Here is a 25,612-nt window from a genome sequence, read left to right as displayed (position 1 = left end):
CCGCGGCACTGGAACCGAAGTCGCAGACAGGACACCTCCGGTGGGGCGATGCTGCACCGAGCAGAGCCCACCGAGAAGTGAGGAAACTGCCATGGCCAGGAAAATTGCGGACTGCCGCAGATATCCGAGCGAATCACACTGCACGCTGACGATCACCGGTGAGGAGGACGAAGTGGTCCGCGCTGCTGCCGAGCACGCGGTCTCGGTGCACGGCCACGTCGACAGCCCGGAAATGCGTGCGCAGCTGCGCGAGTTCCTCGAAGACGAGGTCGCCGCATCGCCCACGGCATGACCGGGTGCGGGAGGGTCCCGGTCTCGCCGAAAACCGGGACCCGACCCGGATCAGCGATCCATACCGACGGCGCGGCGGGCGAAGTGGATCTCCGTGGCGACCTGGTCGAGGGTTTCGGCGATCACCAGCGAGCCGTGCCCGGCGTCGTAGCGGTAGAACTCGAACGGCACCTGTCGTTGCCGCAACCGGTCGAGATAGTTCTCGATCTGCCGGATCGGGCAGCGGGGATCGTTGTCCCCGGCCAGAACCAGTACGGGCGCACGTACCCGGTCGACGTAGGTGATCGGCGAGCAATCCCGATACACCTCGGGCACCTGCTCCGGCGAACCGCCGAACATGGCACGGTCGAAGGCACGCAGCGGCTCCATCTCGTCGGCGTAGGCCGACACGTAGTCGGCGACCGGAACCCCCGCGACACCGCCGGCCCAGCGCTGCGGCTGCGTGCCCAATGCGAGCAGTGTCAGGTACCCGCCCCAGGAAGCACCCGCCACCACGCTGTGGGCCGGAGTGGTCAGGCCCTGCTCGATCGCCCAGTCCTGCACGTGCGCGACGTCGGCCAGCTCGGTCAGTCCGGGACGGCCCTCGATCGCGTCCCGCCACTGTGAGCCGTACCCCGTCGAACCCCGGTAGTTGACCTCCACCACGGCGAACCCGGCTTCGATCCACGCTGCTCGATAGGACGAGAAACGATCCTCATCGGCGGCGTGTGGACCGCCGTGCAGATTGAACACCGTCGGGATCGGCTCGTCACCTGTACCAGGGGGGCGGGCGATCAGCGCGTGCACGGTGTCGTTGGGGCCGTGGGGGACCTCGATGAACGCGTCGCTGACCGGCACGGAGGCGGGTGCCCGGTCGCCCCCGGGAGCGAGCAGTACCCGATCCTCCCCGTTCGGGGACAACGTGCGTACCAGCCCGGGCGTGGCCGCCGATGACCACGAGTACTCCACGGAGTGATCCGGGCGGACCGAGGCGGTGCCGACGGTGCCTTCCGGACTCGACAGGGGAGTCAGTTCCCCGGAGGCGAGGTCGTAGCGGTGCATCGTGGTCCGCGCCCGGTGGGTGTGCGCGATCAGGAGTGCCCGGCCGTCCGGGTACCAGTCGGCGGAGACCTCGCCGGGCAGACCGAGGTCGATCTCGGTTTCGGTGTCGGCCTCGACATCCCAGATCAGCAGCTCTTCCCGGCCCCGGCGTTCGTGCAGCACCAGCAGGCGCGGATCCCCCGACACCGGCGCGAAGTCCAACGCGGACAGACCCTTGCCGGGTCCGTCCCACTTGTCGGCGACCGCGGAGCCGTCGGCGGAGCGCAGCACCCGCATCGCGGGGTGCCGGCTGTCGCCGTGTTCGGAATGCATGATGACCAGCAGGTTCTCGTCCCAGGAGAGCACGGCCAAGCCGCCGTCCTGCTCGTGCTGGTAGACGATCTCCGGGGCGCCACCGTCGCGCATGACCCAGACGGTCACGCCGTCGTCGGTGGACATGCCCGCCGCGATGATCCGTGCACCCAGCTCCAGTCCCGCCGGATAACCGGCATGGGTACCGGGCAGCGCAGGCTGCGGACGTGTGCCGTGCTCGCCGAAGGGTTCGGTGACCCAGCTTCCGAACTCGTCACCGTCGGTGTCGTCGAACCACCAGACCCGCTCGCCGTCGACGGGCAGCGTGCCGTGGAACGTGCCGTTCGGACGGTCGGTGACCTGCCGGTGTGTCCCGGTGGAGCGGTCCCAGGCGTAGAGCTCCCAGGTGCCGCTGACATTCGAGACGTACAGACTGCGCTGGGGTGCGTCACGTGCCCAGTCCGGCACCGACACGCGCGGGGCACTGAAACGTGCTCGCCAGCGTGCCTCCTTGTCCGGATCGTCGAACAGGGCCTTCGGGACTGTCGCGCCGGGGTAAGTGCTCACGGTTCCGATCCTGCCCGATTCCGGTCGCCGAGGTGAGCACGGGGTGAACAAAAGGGCCTGGCCACAACCTCGGAGAAGTTGCGACCAGGCCCTTTCCCGTCGGGGTGGCGGGATTTGAACCCACGACCTCCTCGACCCGAACGAGGCGCGCTCCCAAACTGCGCTACACCCCGGTGTTCTCGGCGGCGTCTCGGGTGTTCGCTCACCGCCGCGACACAGTTTATCGGACCTTCGTGTCCGCTCCGAAACGGGGTCCGCCGATCGCGTTCACGTACTGGTGCGACGGCTCTTGTGAGCGCGGAACCAGCGTCAGCAGGGTCGCTTCCGGGGGGCAGGCGAAGCGGAAGGGTGCGTACGGTGAGGTTCCCAGCCCGGCCGAAACGTGCAGTCGCATGTGCCGCCCCCATGTCGAGGCACCGCGTGCTCGTGTGCGATCCAGCTCGCAGTTGGTCACGATCGCACCGTAGCCCGGCACGCACAGCTGACCACCGTGGGTGTGACCGGCCATGACCAGGTCGTAGCCGTCCTCGGCGAACGCGTCCAGCACTCGCGGTTCGGGGGAGTGGGTCACTCCGAGGCGGAGGGTGATCCCCGTGGGGACGGCGCCCGCGATCCGGGAGTAGTGATCACGTTTGAGGTGCGGATCGTCCACACCTGCGGCATGGATGGTGGTGCCCGCCGGGGTGAGTTCGTGCCGTTGGTGTGTGAGGTCCTGCCAGCCGCGCTCGGTCATCGCGGCACGCAGGTCGCCCCAGGGCAGCTGGGCACCTCGGATCCGTTTCATCCGGGCGGAAGGCAACAGGTAGCGGGCGGGGTTCTTCGGCTTCGGCGCGTAGTAGTCGTTGCTGCCGAAGACGAACACGCCGGGTCGGTCCAACAACGGGCCCAAAGCGCGCAGCACGGCCGGGACGGCCCGCGGGTGGGCGAGGTTGTCGCCGGTGTTGACGACCAGGTCGGGCTCGAGTTCATCGAGCGCGGCCACCCAGCGCTGCTTCGAGTGCTGGTTCGGCAGCATGTGCAGGTCCGATATGTGCAGGACCCGCAGTTCGCGACTGCCTTCGCCGAGCACCGGCAGGGTGGTGTGCCGCAGTGTCCAGCGCTTGCGCTCGATCCCGGCGGAGTAGGCGAGTGCGGCGGCGCCGAGTGCACCGGTGGTGAGCATGGTTCGCCCGAGCGTGTTCACATCACCCACTCTACGGCGATTCGGGGTGTCGACACCGGCTCCCCCGAGATCGACCTCGAGCGGGCCTCGAATGGCGCCGGTCGGGATAATCGGTTCCATGGCCGAACTGAAAGACAAGCTGCGGACGGATCTGACCGCAGCGATCAAGGAGCGTGACCCCGCCGTCACCGGTGTCCTGCGGATGGCGCTGTCCGCCATCGGTACTGAGGAGGTCTCCGGCAAGCAGGCACGCGAACTCACCGACGAGGAGGTGCAGCGTGTCCTGTCCAAGGAGGCCAAGAAGCGCGACGAGTCGGCGAGTGCGTTCGATGCCGCCGACCGCCCGGAGCAGGCCGCGGCCGAGCGGACGGAAGGGGAGATCCTGCGCCGCTACCTGCCCGCGCAGCTCGACGAGAATGAGCTGATCGAGCTCGTGCGGGCTGCCGTGTCCGAGGTCGCCGCCGATCTCGGTGAACAGCCGGGGCCGAAGCAGATGGGACAGGTCATGAAGGTCGCCAACGCGAAGGTGGCGGGCCGCGCCGAGGGCGGCCGGGTCGCTGCGGTGGTCAAGGCCGAACTCGCGAGCTGAGTGGGCACGGTCGATTTCTCGAGAATTCTCCGTTCACGAGGCGCGATCGCGGCGCCAGTAAGCCAATGCGTACACGCGGGCACGTTCCATTCCCAGTACATCCTGACAATGTGCACGCAGGTCGCGGACCGTTGCGGCTTCCGCGCCGATCCACACGTGCGGGTGTGTCCCGAGATCGACGGAGCGGACTGCCTCGGTGAGCAGGTTCGACCGGCCCGCGGGTGCTCCGTCGCGGTGTAGCCAGGTCCACGCGACATCGGCGGCGGTGTCGACCTGCTGGTGTTCCCCGGAGTCGGCGACTTCGAGGAACACACGTGTGGGCGTGGCCTCGGGCAACTCCTCCAGAATCGCGGAGATCGCGGGCAGTGCGGTCTCGTCCCCTGCGAGTACCAGCGGATTCGCGTCCGAGCTCGGTCGGTACGACGGGCTCGGGCCGACCGTGACGATCCGGTCACCGGGCCGCACGCTCGCGGCCCAAGCCGCCCCCGGACCGCCGTGATCGTGTATCACCAGGTCGATCGTGAGCTCTCGGCGATGCGCGTCGAAGTGGCGAACCGTGTAAGTGCGCTGCCGCGGTTGTTGCTCACGCGGCAGCGCGAATACCTCCGCCCTGGTCCGGCCCAACGGGGCCGGACGACCCGGTTCCGGCAGGCACAGCTTGATCCGCTGGTCGGTTCCACTGCTGACGAAATCCGCCAGCTCGTCCCCACTCAGCTTCACCCGCGCCATCCGAGGAGTGATCCGCTCCACGGCGTGGACGTCCAGCAACCGATACCGGGCCTGCACGCGCCGCGTGCCGGAATGCGTGCTTGTCACGACGCTCGAGTGTAGGCATGTAGACGGGGGGTTACCGCTCGGCGTGCCCTTCCCAGCCGGGAGAGTCAGCCGCCGGGTGTGGGGGAAGCCGGTGGGCGTGGGGGCGGAGGTTGTCCGCCCGGAGTGGGCTTGCCCGGCTCCCCGGACTTGCTGGGCCGGCCGGTGGGTTCTTGCGGATTGTCCTGTGCCGGTCTGCCCTGGTCGGGCGGTGGCGGCTTCGTATGCGTCCGTGGCGGCGGAATATAGCCGGTACTCACCGAGATCGTCACGGTCTTGCCCGGAGGTACGGAACCGCGCGGGCTCTGGCTGATCACGGCACCTCGGGAACGCGAGCTGCTCACCGCTTGCTTCCGCACCTTGTAGTCGGCCTCGCGCAGTGTCTTCGTGGCCTGCTCGACGTTCATGCCGACGACGTCGGGGACCTCCTTGTCGGAACCGCCCTCGGCGTAGCGCGGTGTCACGCTCGGCAGCGGAACGGTCGGCATGCCCTTGTGGGCGGGTTTCATCGCGCCCATCCACGTGCGTGCGGGGATCGTGCCGCCGTAGATATTGCCGCCACCGCACAGCCGGGGTGGATTGCCGAGACAGATTCCCTGCTGGCCGGGCCCGTGGGCGAAGGTCAGGACCGAACCGGCGAGATGTGCGGTCGCCCCGATGAACGCGGCGGACTCGTAGCTCTCGGTCGTTCCGGTCTTGGCCGCCGTCGGCCGGGTCCAGTTCGCCGCCTTGGCCGCGGCGACGGCGGTTCCCTCGGTGGTGTCCTTGCTCATCCCGACGAACATGGCATTGGCCAGCTCTTCGTCCACGACCTGTTCGCACGGCGACTCCGTGATCGAGACCGGGTCGCCGTGCCGATCCACGATGCTCTTGATCGGGGTGGGCGGACACCACACCCCACCGCTGCTGAGCGTGGCGGAGACATTGGCCAGTTCCAGCGGGCTGGTCGGCGTGAACCCGAGCGTGAACCCGCCGAAGGTTTTCTGCTTGATCGTCTCGGCCTGGGAGAGTTCGTCGCTGTTCGGAGCCAGCGGCCGGCCGCCGAAGTTGCTGCGGAGCAGAGTCTTGCGCATGCCCAGACGTGCGGCCATGTCCACCGCATCGCCGAGGCCGACCCGGTCCTGCAGGGCGACGAACGCGGTGTTCGGGGAGGTGGCCAGTGCCATCTGGAGCGTGCGGGGGCCGGGAGAGATACCTTCGGCGTTGGTCACCGTGTACGGGCGGGGCCCGTAGGCCATGGTGGTGTAGCTACCGGGGGAGGGGATGACGTTGTGGATCCCCATTCCTTCTTCCAGCGCGGCAGCGGCGATGAACGTCTTGTAGACCGACCCCGCACCCTGGGGGATCATCGAGCTCGGCCAGGCGTAGGCGGTCTCGCCCTTGCTCTTGTCGAAACCGAAGCTCCGGTTGGTCACCAGTGCCCGGACCGCATGTTTCTTCGTGCCCGGCTCGACCACCGTCATCACATTGGTGATGCCCGGGCTCTCCTGCGGCGGAACCTGTTTCTGCGCCGAGGCGTGGGCTGCCTTCGTGATCGACTGGTCCAGCGTGGTGCGGATGGTGTAACCGCCGCGTTCGAGCTGTTTCCTGGAGAATCCTGCCCGCTCCAGGTAGTCGATCACGTATTTGCAGAAGAATCCGTTCTCCGGGCCCGCGCCGACGCAGCCGTTCGGAAGGCTGTTGAGGGGACGCTCGATGCCCAGCGGAGCCTGCCGTGCCTCCCGGGCCGCTTCCTGCGTGATTCGTTCTTGGCGAGCCATCGCGTCGATGACGAGATTGCGCCGGAACAGCGCGTCGTCGGGATGAGTCACCGGGTTCAGCGCACCGGGTTCGTTGACGATTCCGGCCAGTAGTGCGGCCTGGGGAATCGTCAGCTTGTCGGCCGAGGTGTCGAAGTACGTCCGGGCGGCCGCGGCCACGCCGTAGACCCGGTTCCCGAACGGCACCACGTTGAGATAGCGGGTGAGGATCTCCTGCTTGCTCAGCCGTTTCTCCAGTTGCAGTGCGATGCGGATCTCGCGCAGCTTGCGCGCGATGGTCTGTTCCGTGGCTTCGGCCTGCTGGACCGGGTTTCCGGCGGCGACCACATGTACCAGGTAGTTCTTCACGTACTGCTGGGTGATCGTCGAGGCGCCCTGAGTGATCCTCCCGGCGAGCTGATTGCTGAGAGCGGCCCGCACGGTGCCGGGCCAGTCCACGCCCTGGTGTTCGAAGAACCGCTGGTCCTCGATCGCCACCATCGCGGCCTTCATCGTGTTGGCGATCTGGTCGGAGGTGACGGGGGTGCGGTTCTGCTTGAACAGGTACGCGATGGGATTACCCGCGCGATCTGTGACAGTGGTCACCAGCGGTACCTGTTCGGTGACGAGTTTGGAGGACAGGCTGCTCACCGTGTCGCTGGCGCGGTTGGACATGACGCCGATGGCGCCCGCGGCAGGAAAGAGTAATCCTGCCACCAGGACTCCGGCCAGCACACACAGACCGAACAGCTTCAGCAGGCCATCCCGGACTCGCACAGCACCAACCCTAGGACCTCGGAGCGAGGTGCCCGGCCTGCACAGTTCAAGAAACCCCCAATGGGATGAGTGTGAGCCAACGAACCCACCAATGGCGGTTTGGTGATGGAACCGGAGACCTCTACAGTGCGTCCACGTTTAGCGACAGCATGTCGGTAACCGCCTCCCAACGGGCGGTTCCGACACCGGTGCCGGGGGCTCCGGATGGACATGGTCGCCGACGATCCAGGGAGGAGCTGGGGGAACGTGACGTTCGAACAGGGGGACTGGCGGGTTCGGGCCGCGTGCCGCGACGAGAATCCCGACCGGCTGTTTGTCCGGGGTGCCGAGCAGCGCCAGGCGCGCGTGGTCTGCTTCGGGTGCCCTGTCCGCACGGAGTGCCTTGCCGAGGCGCTCGACAAAAGGATCGAATTCGGTGTGTGGGGCGGTATGACGGAACGGGAACGGCGTGCGCTGCTGCGCAGGCGCCCGGATGTCCGCGACTGGCGTGCACTGCTGGAAGCGGCCCGCCGTGACTCCACCGAACCGAACGAGTACCAGAACACCTACCGGGCGAGCTGAAGCATTCGCCCGGTGCTGCGTGTGGCGGGCGCACCGGTGTCCGGGCGACGTGGTCCGGTCACCGTTCCCGCTTTCGCACCCGGGGATCGACGATCAGCCGCACGGATCCTCAGGCGTTGCTCAGTCGGCGGCCGATCTCGCGCAACCCCGCCATGTCGTGTACCTCGGAGGACAATGCCGGGACGCCGGTCAGGGGAACTTCGGGATGGGCGCGGGTGAACCGGGCCAGCAGTCGCTTCTCCCGGTCGGCCACCGCCACCCGGTCGGCGTGGAGACGAAGTACCGAGGCGGCCAGCGGGGAGGAGCCTGCCGTTTCGAGTTCCTCGGCGGCCGACGATGCCCGTGTGGCAGGCAGGTCGGCCAGCACCGGATGGGTACGGTTGGCGATCAGCCCGGCCAGCGGCATGGAGTCCCCGGTGAGTCGCTCGACGAAGTGGGACGCCTCCCGCAGGGCGTCCGGCTCCGGTGCGGCCACCACCAGGAATGCCGTCTCCGGCGAGCGCAGCAGCCGGTAGGTCTGTTCGGCGCGCTCCCGGAAGCCGCCGAAGGTGGAGTCGAAGGCTTGCACGAACGCCGATGCATCGGCCAGGAGTTGTCCGCCGATGATCGTCGAAACGACCTTGGAGAACATGCCGAAGCCCGCGCCGACGACCTTGCGCAGTCCCCGGCCGCCCGTTCGTGCGGGGCTGGACAGCATCCGGATCAGCCTGCCGTCGAGCACCGTGGACAGCCGTTGCGGGGCGTCGAGGAAGTCCAGGGCCGACCGGCTCGGTGGGGTGTCCACGATGATCAGGTCCCAGACGTCGTCGGCGGCGAGCTGCCCGAGCCGTTCCATCGCCATGTACTCCTGGGTTCCGGACAACGACGTGGAGATCGTCCGGTAGAAGGGGTTGTCCAGGATCTGCTGCGCGCGCTCCCGACCGGCGTGGGCGAGCACCATGTCGTCGAACGTCCGACGCATGTCCAGCATCATGGCGCTGAGGTCGGCGCCGGAGTCGGTGCTGTCCAGGGCGACCTGCCGCGGCTGGTTGTCCAGTTCGCGCATGCCCAGTGCCTGAGCCAGCCGCCTGGCGGGGTCGATGGTCAGCACCACGGTCTTGCGCCCGCGCTCTGCGGCGCGGATCGCGAGTGCGGCGGCCGTGGTGGTCTTGCCCACGCCACCCGAGCCGCAGCATACGACGATGCGGTTGGCGGGGTCGTCCAGGAACCCGTCGATGTCCAGGAGTTCGGGATGCGTGGTCGGATCACTCATCGTGCGCCTCCGATCCCCTGCGTGGTGAGTTCTTCGGCGAGTTCGTAGACAGCGGCGACGTCGATACCATCGGTGAATTCGGGCAGTGTGATCGAGGGCAGGTCGGTGGCGGCCAGTTGCTGACGCGCCTCGTCCTCGGCGCGGACGCGCGTCGCGTACTCGACGGTCTCGGCAACCAGGCCGTCGAGTACTCCGTCCTCCCAGTTCAGCCCTGCCGACTCCAGCCCGGTACGGATGCGCCCCGCATCGACGCGCCCCCCGGCTGCCGCGGTCACCGACCGTGTGGGCAGCCGTGCCGGCCTGACCCGGTTGAGCAGGATCGCGCCGGGGCGCAGGTCCGCGGCGTCGAGCTCTTCGACGGTTTCCAGCGCCTCCCGTACCGGCAACTCCTCGAGCAGGGTGACCAGATGTACGACGCTGTCGCCGGAGTGCAGTAGCCGCACCACTCCCTCGCTGTGCGTGCGGATCGGTCCGGCCTTGGCCAGATCCGCCATTGCTTTGGTGACGTCGAGGAACTTGACCACCCTGCCGGTCGGCGGTGCGTCGACCACGACCGAGTCGTAGACATGGCGGCCACGGTCATCGGTGCGCCCGACACACTCCTTGATCTTTCCGGTGAACAGGACGTCGCGCAGCCCCGGTGCGAGTGTGGTCGCGAACTCGACGGCCCCCATCCTGTGCAGTGTTCGCCCGGCGAAGCCGAGGTTGTAGAACATGTCCAGGTATTCGAGCAGCGCCGGTTCCGCGTCGATGGCCAGGGCACGCAGCTCGCCTCCGCCGGGGGCCGCCGCGATTCGTTCCTCGGAGTAGGGGAGCGGCGCGGTGTCGAAGATCTGGGCAATGCCCTGTCGGCCCTCCACCTCGACCAGCAGCACCCGGTGGCCGCCGGTCGCCAGTGCGAGAGCCAGTGCGGCGGCGGCCGTGGTTTTGCCCACCCCACCTTTACCGCTGACCCAGTGCAGCCGGGTGCGATTCAGCTCCCTGTCCCAATCAGAGGTCGTCACGCGGTCAGCGTAAGTGCGTGGCGGCTGTCGTGTCTGCTGAATCCGGTAGCTGCGATTGAAGCCACCACCGAAGCAAGCCGATCGGACGGACCATAGGGTGGCACCCATGACCAAGTGGGAATACTCGACCGTGCCGCTGCTCAGCCACGCGACCAAGCAGATTCTCGACCAGTGGGGGGAGGACGGCTGGGAACTCGTCGCCGTTCTTCCCGGACCGACCGGCGAGCAGATGGTCGCGTACATGAAGCGGCCGAAGGGTGACTGAGATGGGTAGGTGGACGGACCGGCTCGCACAGCTCGGTATCGAGTTGCCGGAGGTCGTCACGCCGGTGGCCTCGTACGTGCCTGCCGTGCGTACCGGATCGCAGGTGTACACGGCCGGGCAACTGCCGATCGTGGCCGGGACGCTGCAGGCTACGGGCAAGGTCGGTGATGCGGTGACTCCGGAGGACGCTCAGCGCCACGCCCGCACCTGCACGCTCAATGCGCTGGCCGCCGTCGACGGTCTGGTCGGGCTGGATTCGATCGCGCGAGTGGTCAAGGTGGTCGGATTCGTGGCTTCGGCACCGGGGTTCCATGGCCAGCCTGCGGTGCTCAACGGTGCTTCGGAGTTGCTCGGTGAGATCTTCGGCGAGACCGGGCAGCACGCCCGATCGGCGGTAGGAGTGGCCGAACTGCCGAAGGGGGCCCCTGTCGAGGTGGAGATGATCACCGAGGTCGTATGACGGTGTAACGACTGTGTACGGCCCACTCGATGGTGGGTGAACCGTTCCTCGATGTTCGCCGCGGCGTCATCCGGATGGCTTCCGGGTGACGCCGCTTTTGTGCTGCGATAGTGGGTGATTTGCCCACTGATGTTGAACACGGTGGCAGTTTTTCTTCGAGAGCGCACACCATGGGTAGCGATCAGGAAGTACGCTGCACCCATCTCCGCGTCGAATTACGCTCGATCGGGTGAGTTCGGCGAGGCGTTGATTCCTGAGAGTAATTGAACGGACGGGTTCGAAGCTGAGGGAGCAAGGCGTGGCCGAGCATGAGACGAGCCTGTTGTGTCACGAACTGCTGCTCCGGCTCGCCGGTCGGCTACCCGATGCGCGGCTGTGGCGCTACCGCGACTGGCTGGCCGGTGATGCGGCCGATGTGTTCGCCCAGTCGCTACCGAGAGACCTCGTGCGGGAACGAATCGCGCTGACCGACACCGACCATCGGCTGCTGTCCGACGCCGTGCTCCCGCTCGGCGCCGACCCCGCGGTTGTGGACGCGGTTCTGCCCGGAGACGAGCCCCGGTGGGACGACTACACCTTCACCGCCGAATCTCCGGCCGGTGGTATGGGTGATTCGGAGATACTGGTACTCGGAGCGACACTGCGTGATCGCCAGGGGATTCACGAGGTACGCAGCAGCTGGCGAGGTCGGACGGGGAGTGCCATGGCCGCGGACCTCAAACGGGTCGTGGTCGTGACCGCCTCCGGCGAGTTCGCGGAACTCGCCGGTGAGGTTCAACGCATCCTGCGCGCACTCGGCGAGCACGAGCCTCGTGTCGAGGTTCTGACACCGGAGACGGAACCGACCCCCTACCACCGTGCGGCCTTGGCCGAGTCGGTTCTGATCTGCGCGGGAGCCGAAGAAACCGTGGGTCACCGGGCTTATGGGTGATGGGCTTACGACTGATGGGCCTATGGCCGAGGGCCTGTGACTGATGGGCTATGGCTGACAAGCATTGCGGTCGACAGCCGCTCGAAGGCGCGAAGGAGACGTGCGTGGTGGATGCCGCTGAGGGAGTCGGTCCGGCGGGCCGGCTGCACAATCTCGTGCTGGCCATGACCGGCCGGGTGGACGATGACGCCGTGAATTCGGCACGCGGGATGCTCGGCGCCGGTCATCTCGGTGCCGCCGCCGAACTGCTGGCGGGTTGCCTGCTGGCGGGGCGCATTCCGGTTACTCCGACCGAGCAGTACCACCTGAGATGGGTACTGGAACGGACTCGTTCGCGACCGGCTCTGGCCGATCGGCTGTATGTTGCCGAGATGCCGCCTGTCGAGCGACATCGGTTCGGTGCGCCGGAGACGCCGGACGATGACATTGCCGAAGCGCTGCGTCCGGCCGCCCGGCGACTCACGAGTGTCCGTGCGCTGTGGTGCGTCTCCCGGAAAACCCCGGCGGGCGTGGCCTATGGAGCGGTGCCCAGGCGGGTGTTGCTGGCCGAGGTCGACTCCGAGGAGGCTGTGACCGCGGCGGGATACCAGATACTGGCGGCTCTCGAACGTGCGAGCATCGGTTGCTCCGTGGATGTCTTCAGCTCCGGTACCGACCTGCCCGAATATCACCGCAACGCCCTGGCATCGGCACGACAGGTGGATCCGGTCCCGGAGGCGGGAAACGGTTCCGAGCGGGCGCGGGCTTCGCGTCGAAGCTCCGGTGGTGAGCCGGCAGGGGATACGGTCGACGACCCAGCCGCCGAATCTCCCGTGCGGGTACCTCCAGCAGGCTTTGAGTTTCCGGTGGCCGACGTCGTCTCCGACCCGTCGCAGGCACCTGCGCGCATGTCCGAACTGTCCGTCGTGAATGTTGCGCTTGCGGACTCCTCGCCACGGGCAGCGGAGAGGTTCGCCGAGGAAGCCATCGGGGAGACCGTCGCGGAGTTCACCGAGGAGGCCGCCGGAGAGGCTGACGTTCTGCACTCCGAGGTCGTGGCCGGACCCGCGGCGGCCGGACCCGCCGTGGATGGACCAGCGGTGGACGAAGACGCGGTGGGAGCCCTGTCCGAGGTCGGGACCGAGGGGGAGGTGATCGGGGCGCCCGAGGAGCATCGCGGTCCCGGCGCGAACCCCCGTGTTCCGGCGGCCGTGGACGCCAAGCTCACCGACCGGGAGCGCAACCTGCTGCGTAAGCTGCACGAGGAACTCGCGCAGCGGGAGCAGGACAAGGACGGTTCCGCGGAGGACGCCGGCGGCCAGGTCACGGCAGGACAGGTCGCCGATGAACCGAGGTCCAACGGGCGGACGCCCCACGGGCAGGCTCCCGAGGGGCAGCAGAACACGCTTTCGGGGAATCGACAGGATCCGCGACTGACCACCATGCCCGGTACCGGGGGTTTTCCGCCGATCGGTGCGGCACCGGCCTCGGTGCCCGGCAGACGAACTCCTCCTTCCGCATCGCACTGACCGCCATCCGGTGCTGCCGGTAGCACGGGAGCGGCCGTGCCGGTGAGGTCGATCGAGTGCTGCGGATTCGATCGTGACGATGGCTGCGAGCGCTACGGGCCGTTTAGGGTGACCGCATGGGACTGCCCGACGATCTGGCTCTGCTCGAGGAATTCGTTCCCCGAGCACCTTCCGAGACGCCGGTGACGCCGCGGGACGCGGCGACGGTCATGCTGCTGCGCGAAGGGTCGACAGGGCCGGAGGTCTTTCTCCAGCGGAGGGTCGACGGTATGCCGTTCGCAGGCGGGATGACCGTATTCCCCGGTGGTGGTGTGGATCGCAGGGACGCCGACACGTCGGTGTCGTGGAGTGGCCCGCAACCCTCGTGGTGGGCGGACCAGTACGGTTGCACACCGGAACTGGCCAGGGCACTCGTGTGCGCGGCGGTCCGGGAGACCTTCGAGGAATCCGGGGTGCTGCTCGCCGGGCAGAGCGCGGAGACCGTGGTCGCCGACACGTCCTCGTATGCCGACGCACGGCGTGCGCTGGTCTCCCGCGACATGTCCTTCGCGCAGTTCCTGGCCGAGGCGGGATTGGTACTGCGGGCCGACCTGCTGCGGCCGTGGTCGAACTGGGTGACACCCGAGGTCGAGTCGCGTCGATACGACACCCGGTTCTTCCTCGCTGCGATGCCGCACGGGCAGCGCGCCGATGCGGTCACCACGGAGGTCACCAATGCGTACTGGAGCACTCCGAACGACGCGCTGGAGGACTGGAAGAGCGGGCACTGCGGCCTGCTCCCACCGACGTGGATGACCTTGACCGAGCTCGCCGGATACGGCAGCGTGGCGAGCGCTCTGGCTGTCGATCGGGTGGTCGGCAAGGTCGTTCCGCGAGTGGTGCGCCGCGACGGGAGATGGCGGGTCGTACTGCCGGGCGAACCGGGTTACGGCGACGCGTGATCGCCCGTCATTTCCGTGCCGTGATCAGGGCCGCCTGCCACAGAACCGCTCGCCACAAGACTGCCTGCCACCGGGCTGTCGGATGCCCGGCCCCGCAGATCGCCGAGAAGGAGAGAGGCGCGTGAGCTCACTGTCCCCGGAACACCCTGCCTACGCCACGTTGCGGCAGGTGACCCCCTACGCTTCGGTGCTGCTGGCCGACAATCCGACGCCGATGACTTTGGACGGCACGAACACGTGGATCGTGCGGGCACCCGGGAAGCGTGAGTGCGTCGTGATCGACCCCGGTCCCGGCGACGGCGAACATCTGCGACGAGTGGCCGACCACGGCCCCGTGGAGCTGGTGTTGCTCACGCATCACCATCCGGATCATGTCGAGGGTGTGCAGGAGTTCGTGGAGCTCACCGGCGCGGTCGTTCGGGCGTTCGATCCGGCACTGTGCATCGGGGCGGAAGCACTCGAGGGTGGCGAGGTGCTCTCGGTGGCGGGTCTGCGGTTACGGGTACTGGCCACGCCGGGCCATACCGGTGACTCGGTGTGTTTCGTGGTCGAGCACGAAGACGTGCCAGCCCTGTTCGCCGGGGACAGCATTCTCGGCAGGGGAACGACGGTGGTCGCCGACCCGGACGGGCATCTGGGTTCCTACCTCGACTCGCTGCGGCGCTTGGCCGAATTGCCCGAAGGCACTCGGGTGCTGCCGGGACATGGCCCCGAACTGCCCGATGCCCGTGCGGCGGCGTCGACCTATCTCGCTCACCGTGAGCAGCGACTCGGTCAGATTCGGCAGGTGGTGCGCGAGCGCGGCCCCGAGGTCACTGCCCGGCAGGTCGTCGAGGTCGTCTACGCCGATGTCGACCGGTCCGTCTGGCCCGCCGCCGAGAGCACGGTCCGGGCCCAACTGACCCACCTCCGCGAACTCGGCGAGCTGTGAGGATGTGGGCCGTGCCCGGGTGACCCCCGAACGAAGCACGACCGAAAAATGCAGTTTCGCGCGAAACTGCAAAAAACCGGAGCCTTCACCTAGCGTTGGCGGACCGTCGCGGCCAGGGGCGGGGAGTGGTAGGCCGAGGACTGTCCTTGCAGCCAGCCTTCGAGATCGGGCGCGTGCGGGCGAGCACCGCCGAGCAGCAGCACGCCGAGCAGGATCACACCGCTGACCGCCATCAGGATCACGAGGATCAGTGTGGCCAGCCGTATTCCGCCTGCCAGGGCCTCGGTGAGCATCGCGATGTGCAGCAGCACCGGGCCGAGCAGGAACGCCGCCTCGGCACGGAGGAGTTCCACCAGCGCGAACGTGGGGCCGAGTCGGGTGGAGGGCACGCTGAGCCCGCCCATGAACAATCCGGGTGCCACTCCGGCGCCTGCGCCGAAGCCGAGCAGCAGCCCGGCCAGCGGTACCATCGGCACGATCCCGCCGGACCCCACTGCGAACAGCAGCAGTACGCCACCGACGGTGACGATGCTCAAACCGGAGAAGGCGAGCACGGGCAACCAACGCGTGGACAGCATCCTTTTGAACAGCCAGGCGGCGATCGCGATACCTGCCAGTTGGGGAGCCAGCAGCGCCCCGGCCGTGGCAGGCGGCAGGTGCGCGACCTGCAGCAGGTAGACCACGGACAGCTCGATCAGGGTGGTGAACCCCGCGCCTGCCACCATCGCCACCGACACGCCGGTGATCGGCAGTGTGTGGGCGAGCAGTTTCAACGGCATCAGAGCCCTGTCCTTGCGGTACTGCCGCACGAGCAGCGTGCCCAGCCCCGCCAGCCCGACCACGAGTGGGAGCAGGAATCCGGGCGCGGTGAAGGAACTGCTGGTCAGCCAAGCCACGGCGAAGAACGGTAGGAACGTCGCCGTCGCGGCCACGGGAATGGCCGACCAGTCGAACCCCGCACGGCGCGAGTGCGGCTTGGCCCGCCCGAACCCGAGCACGCCGAAGGTCATACCGATCACCCCCAGGGCGGCGACTCCGACGAACGGCGCCCGCCAAGTGGTGAAACCGGCGACCAGCCCACCCACCACCGGACCGAGGGTCACCATGCCGAACAGTCCGAGGTTGACGAACGCGGCCGTGAGCGGAAGCTTCGCAGCACCATGGTTGGTGACCAGGGGCGGAAGTGCGGCCACCAGCAACATCCCGGTGGTCACGCCCTGCAGTGCTCGCCCGATGGTGAACATCGTGATGCTCGATGCGAACGCGCTCAGCAGCGAGCCCACGACGAACCCCGCCTCGCAGAGGAGATACACCGCTCGCGGTGATAAGCGCCGGATCAGGTCCGCGGCCGCGACGGCGCCGAAGGCGTATCCGGCGTTGGCCAGACTCCCGGCCAGCCCGGCCCCGAACGCCGTCGTGTCCAGGGCGGTGATCAGTTGCCGCTCGAACACCGGCACCGCGGTCGAGAGCACGATGAAGGGGCACAGCGCGAGTAGCGCCAGAGCCACTGCCGTGGGGTAGTTCCCGGCCAACGGAACGCGGGTGAGCACCCTCGGGACGTGGGTGCGGTTCGAGGGTGTCATCGACTTTTCGGGTACCCGGTGCATCGGGGGACAACCACCGCTCCGTGGACCGTCTCGCACCGTGGCGATGGGACGGTCTCGCCGAGTAATCCGAGAAGCGCGTGCGATACCGCGCGAGGCCACCGGTTTCCGGGCGGATTGACCGGGCCGTGCTCACATGGTGGCGAGGGTGGCTTCCGAGTGGATGGTGGACGGCAGCAGCGTGGCCCGGCGCAGCCACAATGCCAGCGCGAGCAGCGCGCCGATCGCTCCGGCCACGACGAAGGCCAGCGGTGGTCCGGATCGCTCGACGAGGTGCCCACTCAGCGACTGCCCCGCGGCGGCCCCCAGGGTCACCGCCGTGATCACCCAGCCGAACGCCTCGGTCGCGGTGCCCACCGGGGCTGCCAGTTCGAGCGCGACCGAGTGGGCGGTGGACTGAGGAGTGATCAGGCTTCCCGCAAGCAGGAGGGCCAGACCCAGGCCCCAGAGCGTCCCGGGCAGGGCCAGCAGGGCGATCAGGGCCGCAAATCCCAGGAGCAATGCCGGAAGTCGCAGGTGCATGGGGCGTGGCCACGGCCGCATCCCGTAGAGGATGCCGACGATCACGGAACTGATCGACAGTACGCTCAGCATCAGGCCACCGAGGGCCGGTTTGCCCGCTTCCTCGGCAGCCGCGGGCACTGCCACCTCCACCATTCCGAGCAGAGCACCGAAGCCGAGCGCGGCCACGGCCACCGTGCGCATTCCCGGGGTGGCGAGCGCGCCGAGCATGCTGCCGGTGGGCCGCTCCTGCGGTAGTGGTCGGTGCCTGCGTGCGGCCGGGGTGCAGGCGAATCCGACGCTGCCGACGACCATGCAGGCCGATCCGGCGACCACCCCGGTTCCCGGCCACGGCATGGCGACCAGTAGCCCGGCCAGCCCGGGTCCGAGGATGAAGAACACCTCCATGCTGATCGCCTCGTAGGAGTAGGCGGCGTCGCGTACGGCTCCGGGCGGCAGCAGTTGGGTCCACAGGGCTCGCGACGCCGGGCCGGTCATGGGTTCGGTGAGCCCCACGGTAAAGGCCAGCACGGTCAGCACGGTGACCGTCGCCCCCATTTCGATCGCGGCGATCTCGGCGGCGACCAGGACGGTGAAGATCCCGGACATCACCAGCAGCGGCACGGTGGGGCCGACCCGGTCCATCACCCGTCCCTGCAGCACCGAGCCGAAGGCCACGCCGGTCAGGGTGCTCGCCGACACCAGCCCGGCTGCGGCGAACGTGCCGGTCTCCTGCTCGACGTAGAGCAGTAGTGCGAGCCCGATCATGGCGATCGGCAGCCGGGCCAGCAGCGAGGTGATCACGGGCGCGGCAGCCCCCGGGGCGCTGAGGGCGCTGCGATAGTCACTCGGGGATACGGATTCGGACACGCGTACCAGTATGGCGATACTGGTACGTGAGTACCAATTGATTTTCGTGTCTCGCCGAGTGATCTCACCGGGGAGCGGGCTCGGCCGCACACCGCGCGGGCGGCGCGGGAGCCGGCGCTGCGTGGCCGAAAAAATTTGGCCACGAAATTTCGGGTGAAGATGCAACCCGAGACGCGTGTGGCACGTCTTGGTGGGTGAAAGGTCTTGGCAAAGCCGTGGTGGAACGCGCATCGTAAGGGTGTGGTCCACGCAGGGTTGCCCGGATGCGGGTTGCCCGCCACAAGACCAGCCTCCGGTGTCATGGTTCGGGGCCGACGCATCGGAGGGTCGGGGAAGCGTGGTTGGTCGGGGGACGAACCACGCAGCGAGAAGGGACCGGAGCGCCGCGTCGGGGGTGGCGCCCGGTCCCTTCTCGCTCGTCTGGCGCCCTGGCATTTCACAGCTGCCGGGTGAGCTACCGAGTGGGCCTGCCGGAGATGCTGAACCGGTGGTCGCTGATCGGCCTGCTGAGCTGCCTTCGGCAGTACTGACTCCGACGAGTGCTAAATCGATTCAGTACGCAGACAGAAAATACCAGCGCACCGACCGGGCGGGGGATACCGCTTCGACATTCCCGGTCGGCGCGCCGCGAAACTCGGCCGCTGAACGCGGGTCCTGCTCACTCAGCGAGCGCGCTTGGCCAGCCGTTCCGGGTCGAGGATCAGCACACTCTTGCCTTCGAGCCGGAGCCAGCCCCGGTGTGCGAAGTCGGCCAGCGCCTTGTTCACGGTCTCCCGTGATGCGCCGACGTACTGTGCGATTTCTTCCTGCGTGAGGTCGTGCGTCACCCGCAGCAGCCCGGCCTCCTGGCTGCCGAACCGCTGTGCGAGTTGCAGCAGCGCCTTGGCGACGCGGCCCGGCACGTCGGTGAAGATCAGATCCGCGAGCATGCCGTTGGTCCTGCGCAGACGCCGCGCAATGACCCGGAGCAACTGCTCGGCGATCTCCGGGCGGGTGCCGATCCACTGCCGCAGCGCACCGCGGTCCATGGTCAGCGCGCGTACCTCGGTCACCGTCGTTGCCGTCGAGGTCCTGGGGCCCGGATCGAAGATGGACAGCTCGCCGAACATGTCCGACGGCCCCATGATCGCCAGCAGGTTCTCCCTGCCGTCCGGGGACTTGCGTCCCAGCTTCACCTTGCCGGATTGAATAATGTACAGCCGGTCACCCGGCTCGCCCTCGGCGAAGATCACATGTCCACGCGGGAACTCTGCCGGTTCCAGCGATTGGGTCAATGCCTCCGCAGCAGCCGGCTCCACTCCCTGGAAGATGCCGGCCCGCGACAGGGTCTCGTCCACCTCGTCCCTCCATGTTGAGACGCGGCGGCTGCTTTCGATGCCGGTCCCGCGACGAACACGGTGACCGGCCTATGCCGCCTATCACCACCAGCCAGTCTAAGACCGGTCGCGGGAGCGGCGCGTACGTAGTCTACCGGCGCGTCCCACTCTGCGTAGCTGGAACAACTCCAGCGCACGTCCAATTCCCTGCCGGAACAGCGCCCGGACCTCGTCCGGTCGGGCGTTCTCCAGCAGTTCTTCCACCTCGTTCTCCTGCACCGCGACGTGCCGGAGTCGTGCCTCCACCCGTTCCATGAACAGTGTGAAGAACATGATCACAAGCGGTACGACGATCACGAACCAGGCAGTCATGATGGCTAAATCCTCGCGCATGCCTTCGCAGTGGTTGCAACCGGGGTGTGTTAACCGGTTGCGTGGGCCGGATGGGTCACTCTCTCGTGCACTCGGATCCGTAGGCTAGTGGGGTGTCCGATCGAGCGCGAGCGAGACCCGAGGAGAAATCCGCAGCGGCCAGGAGCCCGGGAGGGGCGGATCGTCCCGGAGCCGACAAGACCAGGCTCGGGCTCGTGCGGCGTGCTCGCCGGATGATGCGCTCACTGGCCGAAGCCTACCCCGACGCGCACTGTGAGCTGAATTTCAGCACACCGCTGCAGCTGGCAGTGGCCACGATCCTGTCCGCGCAATGCACCGACAAGCGGGTCAACGAGGTCACGCCGAAGCTGTTCGCGCGGTATCCCACGGCGGCCGACTATGCCGGGGCCGACCGTGCCGAACTGGAGGAACTGATCCGGTCCACGGGCTTTTACCGGAACAAGACCTCCTCGCTGATGGGACTGGGTGCGGCGCTGCTGGAGCGCCACGGTGGCGAGGTGCCCGCGCGGCTGGACGAGCTGGTCAAGCTGCCCGGCATCGGACGCAAGACCGCCAACGTCATCCTCGGCAATGCCTTCGATGTGCCCGGTCTCACCGTGGACACCCATTTCGGCCGGGTGGTCCGGCGGTGGGCCTGGACATCCGAGGAGGAGCCGGACAAGGTCGAGCGGGCCGTCGGTGAGCTCATTCCCCGCAAGGAGTGGACGATGCTGTCCCACCGGCTGATTTTTCACGGGCGCCGCGTGTGCCACGCGCGCAAGCCCGCATGCGGAGCGTGCCCGCTCGCACGGGACTGCCCTTCGTTCGGGGCCGGTCCGACCGAGCCCGCCGAGGCCGCCAAACTCGTCCGGGGACCGGAGGCCCCGCGGTTGCTCGCGCTGGCCGGTGTCGCGGGTGAGGTCCCGGAGAAGACCGTGCAGCAGGCCGCTTCGAAGGAGCCTGCGCAATGAGCCGCTTCACGAGATTCGCGAGTGAGTTTCGCAACGAGCTCCGCTGGACGGTCGCGGTCGTCGTGCTGGCCGTGCTGGCCGTCGTGGCACTGTGGCCACGGGATACCACCCAGGACACGGCCGGTACCGTGCCCGCACAAGCCCCGACGGAGCGGTCGGTGGCCCCTGCGCAGCTCGCCGACCTGCGCGCACGGGCACAACTCGACCCGTGCGGGCACTCGGGCGGTGCCAGGACCGGACCCGCGCAGCTTGCCGGCGTCAGCGGGGTCTGCCTGGCCGATGGCTCGTCGGTCGACATGGGGGCGGCAGTGGCCGGTCGGGCCACTTTGATCAACGTGTGGGCCAGTTGGTGCGGGCCGTGTCGCAAGGAGCTGCCCGCCCTGCAGGCGTACTCGGAGCAAGCGGGGGCCGTGCCGGTTCTGGGCGTCCAGGTGAAAAGCAAGCAGGCCGCCGGGTTGCGACTGCTCGATGAGCTCGGTGTGACCTTCCCCTCGGTGCACGATCCCGAGCTGCGCATCTCGGCGGCGCTAAAGGTGCCGAGCACGCTGCCCGCCAGTTACGTCGTGACTCCTTCGGGGCAGGTGCACCGGTTGCCCCCGGAGGTGTTCGAGTCACCGGAGGAAGTACGTGCGGCCGTGCAGCGTGCCTTGGAGGCCGCCCGGTGAACCACCATGCCCACGGGCCGCTGGTCGATGCGGCCGATGTCCCCGAGTGGTTGCGCCCGCTGGTCGAGCGCAGCGCGCACATCGACGACGAGCATTTCGGCCGATCGCATACCCGGCCCCCCGAGGATGCCCGTCAAGCCGCAGTGCTGGTGCTGTTCGGTGAGGACTCTGCCGAGGAGAAAACCGGTGCGGACAGCACCGCGCGGGAGGACGGCACCGGGAGCGGAACCGCCGAGCCGGACGTGCTGCTGCTCCGCCGGGCCGACAGCCTCAACGCGCACCCCGGTCAGGTCGCCTTCCCCGGCGGCGCACTCGACGCGCAGGACCGGGATGCGGTGGATGCCGCGCTGCGGGAGGCCGTCGAGGAGGTCGGAGTGTTGCCTTCGGGGATCCGCCCGGTCGCAACTCTGCCCGAACTCCACCTGGCCAACAGTGGCTTCCGCGTCACGCCGGTGCTGGCGCACTGGCAGGAACCCTCGCCGGTCGCTCCGGTGGACCCCGCCGAGACCGCTGCCGTGGCCAGGGTGCCGATCTCGTGGCTGGCCGACCCGGTCAACCGACTCCACGTCTACTTCGGCGGTAACCACAAGACTCCGGCCTTCCTCGTCCCCGGGATGCTGGTGTGGGGATTCACCGGAGGACTGCTGTCGGGGATCCTGGATCTCGCCGGGTGGTCACGTGGCTGGAACCGGCGGGACGTGCGAGATCTCGACGAGGCATGGCGTGCGGCCGAGGAATCCGGCGATGTCGGTTTCAGCGGCTGAATCGACGATTGCCAGCAGCCCTGTACCGAGCCACAACGATTCCGATATATCGAGGTGAAGGGTGAACTGGGTCGACCTGCTGGTGGTGCTGCTGGCACTGTTGGCCGGGGTGTCGGGAGCGCGCAACGGCATGGTCACCGCACTGTTCTCGTTCGTCGGGGTACTCGCCGGTGCTGTGGTCGGGCTCCAGGTGGCGCCACTGCTGCTCGATCGGCTCGACAGCGAAGCCGCGAAGATCGGCTTCGGAGTCGGCATCGTGGTGGTGCTGGTCGCGCTCGGCGAGACGCTGGGCATGTGGGCGGGCCGTGAGCTCCGTGATCGCATCACCTCCACGAAGCTGACCGGTGTCGACAACATGCTGGGTGCCTGTTTGCAGGGGATCGCGGTGTTCGTCGTGGCGTGGTTGGTGGCGCTGCCGTTCACCTCCGCTTCGGCACTGCCGGGTCTGGCTTCGGCGATCAGCAGGTCCACGGTGCTGAGCACGGTCAACTCGATGATGCCCGCGGCGGCCAGGAGCCTGCCCGACGAACTACGCGAGATGCTCGGCGTGACCGGTTTCCCGGAGGCCCTGGCACCGTTCTCCCAGACGCCGGTGGCCCGGATCCCCCCGCCGGACCCCGCCCTGGCCCGTAGTGCGGTCGTGCGTGAGGTGCGATCCAGTGTTGTGAAGGTCCGCGGCCGGGCGCCCGCTTGCGGTCGTGCGCTGGAAGGCACCGGTTTCGTCGTCGCCGAGGACCGGGTCATGACGAACGCGCACGTGGTGGCGGGAACCGAGCAGGTGTTCCTCGACATCGGAACGGGTCGACTCGCGGCCGAGGTCGTGCTTTTCGACCCGCGCGAGGACATTGCGATTCTGTCGGTGCCCGCCCTGGATGCCGAGGCGATGGAGTTCGTGCGGCAACCCGCGAAATCCGGTGAGAGCGTGATCGCGCTCGGATACCCCCTGGACGGTCCCTACACGGCATCGCCGGGACGTGTCCGCGAGCGGATCAATCTCCGCGGCCCCAATATATACGGGGACAGCACGGTGGTCCGGGATGTCTACACGGTGCGGGCGACCGTCAAGAGCGGGAACTCGGGAGGACCGCTGATCGACACGGAGGGCGATGTCGTGGGTGTCGTGTTCGGCGCGGCCGTGGACAACTCGAACACGGGTTTCGCCCTGACGGCGGAGCAGGTGTCCGACGAGGCCACCGCGGCGCCCACACTGAGCGAGCCCGTTCCCACCGGCAGGTGCACGAACTGAGGGTGTGCGGCCCGGCGTGGTTCGCGGTCGAGCAGGCGGCCGTGGCCGATCCGCAGCCGACTACTGCTCGCCGGCCTCGTCGGTGTGGCCGTGCCGGTGCGTGAGCTGCCTGGTGTCCTTGAGGGAGGCGATGGTCCGCTCCGGGGCTCGGATCTTGCGCACGCGTCGGTATCCCAGCAACCCGAGCAGTCCCGCAACCAGCAGCATCGCCAGGAAGACGATCCCGAAAGCCGCCCACCGCCACAGTCCCAGCTGGGCGAGCCCTTCGGCGAGCGTGAAGAACAGGAAGAACGTGCTGAACGCGAGCACGGTCAGTGCGAGGACGAAGTAGACGCTTCCCTTGACGCCCTTGCGCACTTCACCGGCGAGCTCGGACTTGGCCAGTTCAAGCTCGGCACGGATCAGTGTGGACAGGTGCGTCGTGGCGTCCCGTGCGAGTGTCCCGATGGACTGCTCACCTCCAGCCCCGGTGCCCTCCTCGGACAGGGGGAGGGACGTGACCGCCGAGTATCCGCTTCCGCGGAACGCGGTCTCGTCGCTGCTGCCGTTGTTGTTCGCTCGAGCGCTGTTTGCCGGATCGTTCACGAGGGTCATCGTGCCACGCGTGGGTGTACCTGACCCAGTGACTCGCGGGTCGCTCTCCCGGTGCCGGTGAAGTGGTGGGCGTGTCGACCGGTGGGGATCACGGTGGAGATCACTGTCCTTCGGCTGTCCGGGTCCGCCGAGTGCTGCGCCCGCGGGCGAGCAGCATGGCAGCAGCGACCAGCGAGGCGATGAGCGAGGCGATCAGCACCGCGGCCTTGGCGGTTTCGGCGGCCTGCTCGGGCAGGGACAGCTCGGCGATCAGCAGACTGACGGTGAAGCCGACACCGCCCAGCATCGCGAGTGCGGCGATATCGAACCAGCCCACTCCGGTGGGGCGGGAGCCGAAGCCGAGTTTCACCGCCAGGAACGAGCTGCCGAAGATCCCGAGGAGCTTGCCCACGACCAGGCCCACGATCACACTGATCGCGACGCGGCTGTGGAACAGATCGGCCATCGCCGCGCCGCCGATGGGCACACCGGCGGCGAAGAGAGCGAAGACCGGAACCACGAATCCCGCCGACCACGGCTGCAGCCGGTGCTCCAGGCGCTCCGAGGGCGACTCGTGTTCGTCCTGGTCGCGGCGCACGCGAGTCAGCAGACCCAGGGCCACACCGGCGATGGTCGCGTGCACCCCACTGCTGTGCACGGCGATCCAGGTGGCCAGTGCGAGCGGCACGTAGAGGAACGGCGTGGTGATGCGCTTGTGTTGCGCGTACCAGTAGCCCGCACAGAGCACGGCCGCGAGCAGCAGGGCGAGCAGGTTCAGACCGCTGGTGAACAGCACCGCGATGACGATGATCGCGCCGAGGTCGTCGACGACGGCGAGGCTGAGCAGGAAGACCCTCGCGGTGGGAGGAATCGCAGAGCCGGTCAGGGACAGGATGCCGAGGGCGAAGGCGATGTCGGTGGCGACCGGAATGGCCCATGCCTCGGTGGCGCCCGGTGCACCGTGCGCGACCGAGTAGGCGAGGATGGCGGGGACGATCATCCCACCGAGGGCTGCGATGACCGGCAGGGTGGCTCTCTTGCGGTCGGCGAGTTCGCCGACGACCAGCTCCCGTTTGAGTTCGAGTCCGGCCACGAAGAAGAAAATCGCCAGCAGGCCGTCCTTGGCCCAGTCGCCTACGCTCAGATCGAGATGGAGCACGTGCGGGCCGATCCGGAATTCACGAACGGCGTTGTAGAACTCGGACAGCGGCGTGTTGGCGAGGATCAGCGCGATGGCGGTGGCGGCCACCAGCGCCATGCCGCCCACGGTCTCGTTGCGCAGGAAGGAGGCCAGGTTGAACTGGCGCGTGTTCGTGCCGGTTTCGCCGGGCTCGGGCATGTCGGGAGAGGGCGTCGACAAGGATCGGCTCCTGCCTGTGGGCAGCATGGGCTCAGGACGCCGACCAGTCTTCCCGGCTCACCTGCCGAAGAACCCTAACACCCGTGCGGCCGGTTTCCAGGCGTGCAAGAGGGTGCGGATTATCACCGCAAGGCGTTTCGACGGCTGCGGACGCTGGGGTCGAACATCGTGGGATTACCCGAAAGAACCGAGGTCACAGTCGCGTGAGAGAGCGACTGCGCGGGGCAGCGGCAGCAGGGGTGCCGCC

At 68.1% G+C, this 25,612-nt stretch carries 25 protein-coding genes and 1 tRNA gene; 13 read left to right on the top strand and 13 right to left on the bottom strand.

What is annotated here, in order from left to right:
* The first annotated feature begins 91 nt into the window (after nucleotides 1-91).
* Complete coding sequence (locus tag JOF55_RS09605; protein WP_310272678.1) at nucleotides 92-292, top strand: DUF1059 domain-containing protein; 201 nt, start codon at nucleotides 92-94, stop codon at nucleotides 290-292.
* Nucleotides 293-342: 50 nt separating this feature from the next.
* On the opposite strand, the gene JOF55_RS09600 is transcribed toward JOF55_RS09605, so the two are convergent.
* The 3 genes from JOF55_RS09600 to JOF55_RS09590 all read right to left on the bottom strand — a co-directional run bounded on the left by JOF55_RS09600 (nucleotide 343) and on the right by JOF55_RS09590 (nucleotide 3,373).
* The gene (locus tag JOF55_RS09600) at nucleotides 343-2,190 is read right to left on the bottom strand and encodes a prolyl oligopeptidase family serine peptidase (RefSeq protein ID WP_310272677.1); all 1,848 of its coding nucleotides are present in this window, start codon (nucleotides 2,188-2,190) and stop codon (nucleotides 343-345) included.
* Between the two features lie 99 nt (nucleotides 2,191-2,289).
* A tRNA-Pro gene (locus tag JOF55_RS09595) sits at nucleotides 2,290-2,363 on the bottom strand.
* A 47-nt stretch (nucleotides 2,364-2,410) separates the two neighbouring features.
* Complete coding sequence (locus tag JOF55_RS09590; RefSeq protein WP_310272675.1) at nucleotides 2,411-3,373, bottom strand: metallophosphoesterase; 963 nt, start codon at nucleotides 3,371-3,373, stop codon at nucleotides 2,411-2,413.
* A 97-nt stretch (nucleotides 3,374-3,470) separates the two neighbouring features.
* Between JOF55_RS09590 and JOF55_RS09585 the strand changes: the two genes are divergently transcribed.
* A complete protein-coding gene (locus JOF55_RS09585; RefSeq protein WP_310272673.1) occupies nucleotides 3,471-3,941 on the top strand; it encodes a GatB/YqeY domain-containing protein in 471 nt (156 codons plus the stop codon).
* Between the two features lie 33 nt (nucleotides 3,942-3,974).
* Here the strand turns inward: JOF55_RS09585 and JOF55_RS09580 are convergent, their stop codons facing one another.
* Together JOF55_RS09580 and JOF55_RS09575 are read right to left on the bottom strand one after the other, a co-directional pair.
* On the bottom strand, nucleotides 3,975-4,757 hold the full coding sequence (locus JOF55_RS09580; protein WP_310272671.1) for a siderophore-interacting protein: 783 nt from the start codon (nucleotides 4,755-4,757) through the stop codon (nucleotides 3,975-3,977).
* 65 nt (nucleotides 4,758-4,822) lie between these two features.
* Nucleotides 4,823-7,270, bottom strand: a complete 2,448-nt coding sequence (locus JOF55_RS09575; RefSeq protein WP_310272669.1) for a penicillin-binding protein — start codon at nucleotides 7,268-7,270, stop codon at nucleotides 4,823-4,825.
* A 246-nt stretch (nucleotides 7,271-7,516) separates the two neighbouring features.
* Here JOF55_RS09575 and JOF55_RS09570 point away from each other — a divergent pair, with 246 nt between their 5' ends.
* Nucleotides 7,517-7,831: a WhiB family transcriptional regulator gene (locus JOF55_RS09570; RefSeq protein ID WP_310272667.1), complete on the top strand. Its 315-nt coding sequence runs from the start codon at nucleotides 7,517-7,519 to the stop codon at nucleotides 7,829-7,831.
* A gap of 109 nt (nucleotides 7,832-7,940) precedes the next feature.
* On the opposite strand, the gene bagB is transcribed toward JOF55_RS09570, so the two are convergent.
* Nucleotides 7,941-9,083 carry an ATPase BagB gene (gene bagB, locus JOF55_RS09565; protein ID WP_310272665.1) on the bottom strand — a complete coding sequence of 381 codons (1,143 nt, stop codon included), beginning with the start codon at nucleotides 9,081-9,083 and terminating at the stop codon, nucleotides 7,941-7,943.
* Nucleotides 9,080-10,087 (bottom strand): ATPase BagA, encoded by a 1,008-nt coding sequence (bagA, locus tag JOF55_RS09560; RefSeq protein ID WP_310272663.1) that lies wholly within the window; start codon nucleotides 10,085-10,087, stop codon nucleotides 9,080-9,082. Before bagA ends, bagB begins: the two co-directional genes overlap by 4 nt.
* 106 nt (nucleotides 10,088-10,193) lie before the next feature.
* Between bagA and sp36 the strand changes: the two genes are divergently transcribed.
* The 6 genes from sp36 to JOF55_RS09530 all read left to right on the top strand — a co-directional run bounded on the left by sp36 (nucleotide 10,194) and on the right by JOF55_RS09530 (nucleotide 15,123).
* The gene (gene sp36, locus JOF55_RS09555) at nucleotides 10,194-10,352 is read left to right on the top strand and encodes a Sp36 family protein (RefSeq protein ID WP_009946927.1); all 159 of its coding nucleotides are present in this window, start codon (nucleotides 10,194-10,196) and stop codon (nucleotides 10,350-10,352) included.
* A gap of 1 nt (nucleotide 10,353) precedes the next feature.
* Nucleotides 10,354-10,812, top strand: coding sequence for a RidA family protein (locus JOF55_RS09550; RefSeq protein WP_310272659.1), 459 nt, complete (start codon nucleotides 10,354-10,356; stop codon nucleotides 10,810-10,812).
* A 298-nt stretch (nucleotides 10,813-11,110) separates the two neighbouring features.
* Nucleotides 11,111-11,743: a hypothetical protein gene (locus JOF55_RS09545; protein WP_310272657.1), complete on the top strand. Its 633-nt coding sequence runs from the start codon at nucleotides 11,111-11,113 to the stop codon at nucleotides 11,741-11,743.
* A 107-nt stretch (nucleotides 11,744-11,850) separates the two neighbouring features.
* Nucleotides 11,851-13,251, top strand: a complete 1,401-nt coding sequence (locus JOF55_RS09540; RefSeq protein WP_310272654.1) for a hypothetical protein — start codon at nucleotides 11,851-11,853, stop codon at nucleotides 13,249-13,251.
* Between the two features lie 116 nt (nucleotides 13,252-13,367).
* Nucleotides 13,368-14,192: an NUDIX hydrolase gene (locus JOF55_RS09535; protein WP_310272652.1), complete on the top strand. Its 825-nt coding sequence runs from the start codon at nucleotides 13,368-13,370 to the stop codon at nucleotides 14,190-14,192.
* Between the two features lie 82 nt (nucleotides 14,193-14,274).
* Complete coding sequence (locus JOF55_RS09530; RefSeq protein ID WP_374727259.1) at nucleotides 14,275-15,123, top strand: MBL fold metallo-hydrolase; 849 nt, start codon at nucleotides 14,275-14,277, stop codon at nucleotides 15,121-15,123.
* Nucleotides 15,124-15,212: 89 nt separating this feature from the next.
* Here JOF55_RS09530 and JOF55_RS09525 read toward each other — a convergent pair whose 3' ends face one another.
* The 4 genes from JOF55_RS09525 to JOF55_RS09510 form a co-directional block, all read right to left on the bottom strand.
* Nucleotides 15,213-16,706 (bottom strand): MFS transporter, encoded by a 1,494-nt coding sequence (locus JOF55_RS09525; RefSeq protein ID WP_310272648.1) that lies wholly within the window; start codon nucleotides 16,704-16,706, stop codon nucleotides 15,213-15,215.
* A gap of 153 nt (nucleotides 16,707-16,859) precedes the next feature.
* Nucleotides 16,860-18,098: an MFS transporter gene (locus JOF55_RS09520; RefSeq protein ID WP_310272646.1), complete on the bottom strand. Its 1,239-nt coding sequence runs from the start codon at nucleotides 18,096-18,098 to the stop codon at nucleotides 16,860-16,862.
* Nucleotides 18,099-18,760: 662 nt separating this feature from the next.
* Nucleotides 18,761-19,435 carry a Crp/Fnr family transcriptional regulator gene (locus tag JOF55_RS09515; RefSeq protein WP_310272644.1) on the bottom strand — a complete coding sequence of 225 codons (675 nt, stop codon included), beginning with the start codon at nucleotides 19,433-19,435 and terminating at the stop codon, nucleotides 18,761-18,763.
* 96 nt (nucleotides 19,436-19,531) lie between these two features.
* The gene (locus JOF55_RS09510; protein ID WP_019855884.1) at nucleotides 19,532-19,786 is read right to left on the bottom strand and encodes a hypothetical protein; all 255 of its coding nucleotides are present in this window, start codon (nucleotides 19,784-19,786) and stop codon (nucleotides 19,532-19,534) included.
* 233 nt (nucleotides 19,787-20,019) lie between these two features.
* Between JOF55_RS09510 and nth the strand changes: the two genes are divergently transcribed.
* From nth to JOF55_RS09490, 4 genes are all read left to right on the top strand, one after another.
* On the top strand, nucleotides 20,020-20,757 hold the full coding sequence (gene nth / locus JOF55_RS09505) for an endonuclease III (protein WP_374727434.1): 738 nt from the start codon (nucleotides 20,020-20,022) through the stop codon (nucleotides 20,755-20,757).
* On the top strand, nucleotides 20,754-21,422 hold the full coding sequence (locus tag JOF55_RS09500; protein ID WP_310272638.1) for a TlpA family protein disulfide reductase: 669 nt from the start codon (nucleotides 20,754-20,756) through the stop codon (nucleotides 21,420-21,422). The genes nth and JOF55_RS09500 overlap by 4 nt, the downstream gene beginning before the upstream one ends.
* Nucleotides 21,419-22,186 carry an NUDIX hydrolase gene (locus JOF55_RS09495; protein ID WP_310272635.1) on the top strand — a complete coding sequence of 256 codons (768 nt, stop codon included), beginning with the start codon at nucleotides 21,419-21,421 and terminating at the stop codon, nucleotides 22,184-22,186. The genes JOF55_RS09500 and JOF55_RS09495 overlap by 4 nt, the downstream gene beginning before the upstream one ends.
* A gap of 61 nt (nucleotides 22,187-22,247) precedes the next feature.
* Nucleotides 22,248-23,432 carry a MarP family serine protease gene (locus tag JOF55_RS09490; protein ID WP_310272633.1) on the top strand — a complete coding sequence of 395 codons (1,185 nt, stop codon included), beginning with the start codon at nucleotides 22,248-22,250 and terminating at the stop codon, nucleotides 23,430-23,432.
* Nucleotides 23,433-23,492: 60 nt separating this feature from the next.
* Here the strand turns inward: JOF55_RS09490 and JOF55_RS09485 are convergent, their stop codons facing one another.
* Both JOF55_RS09485 and nhaA read right to left on the bottom strand, forming a co-directional pair.
* Complete coding sequence (locus JOF55_RS09485) at nucleotides 23,493-24,026, bottom strand: phage holin family protein (RefSeq protein ID WP_310272632.1); 534 nt, start codon at nucleotides 24,024-24,026, stop codon at nucleotides 23,493-23,495.
* Nucleotides 24,027-24,126: 100 nt separating this feature from the next.
* Nucleotides 24,127-25,392 carry a Na+/H+ antiporter NhaA gene (gene nhaA / locus JOF55_RS09480; protein ID WP_374727258.1) on the bottom strand — a complete coding sequence of 422 codons (1,266 nt, stop codon included), beginning with the start codon at nucleotides 25,390-25,392 and terminating at the stop codon, nucleotides 24,127-24,129.
* Between the last annotated feature and the right edge of the window lie 220 nt (nucleotides 25,393-25,612).

The organism is Haloactinomyces albus, assembly GCF_031458135.1.
GTDB lineage: Bacteria > Actinomycetota > Actinomycetes > Mycobacteriales > Pseudonocardiaceae > Haloactinomyces > Haloactinomyces albus.
The sequence above is the reverse complement of the archived record's forward strand: the minus strand, read 5'-3'. Positions and strand labels throughout refer to the sequence as shown.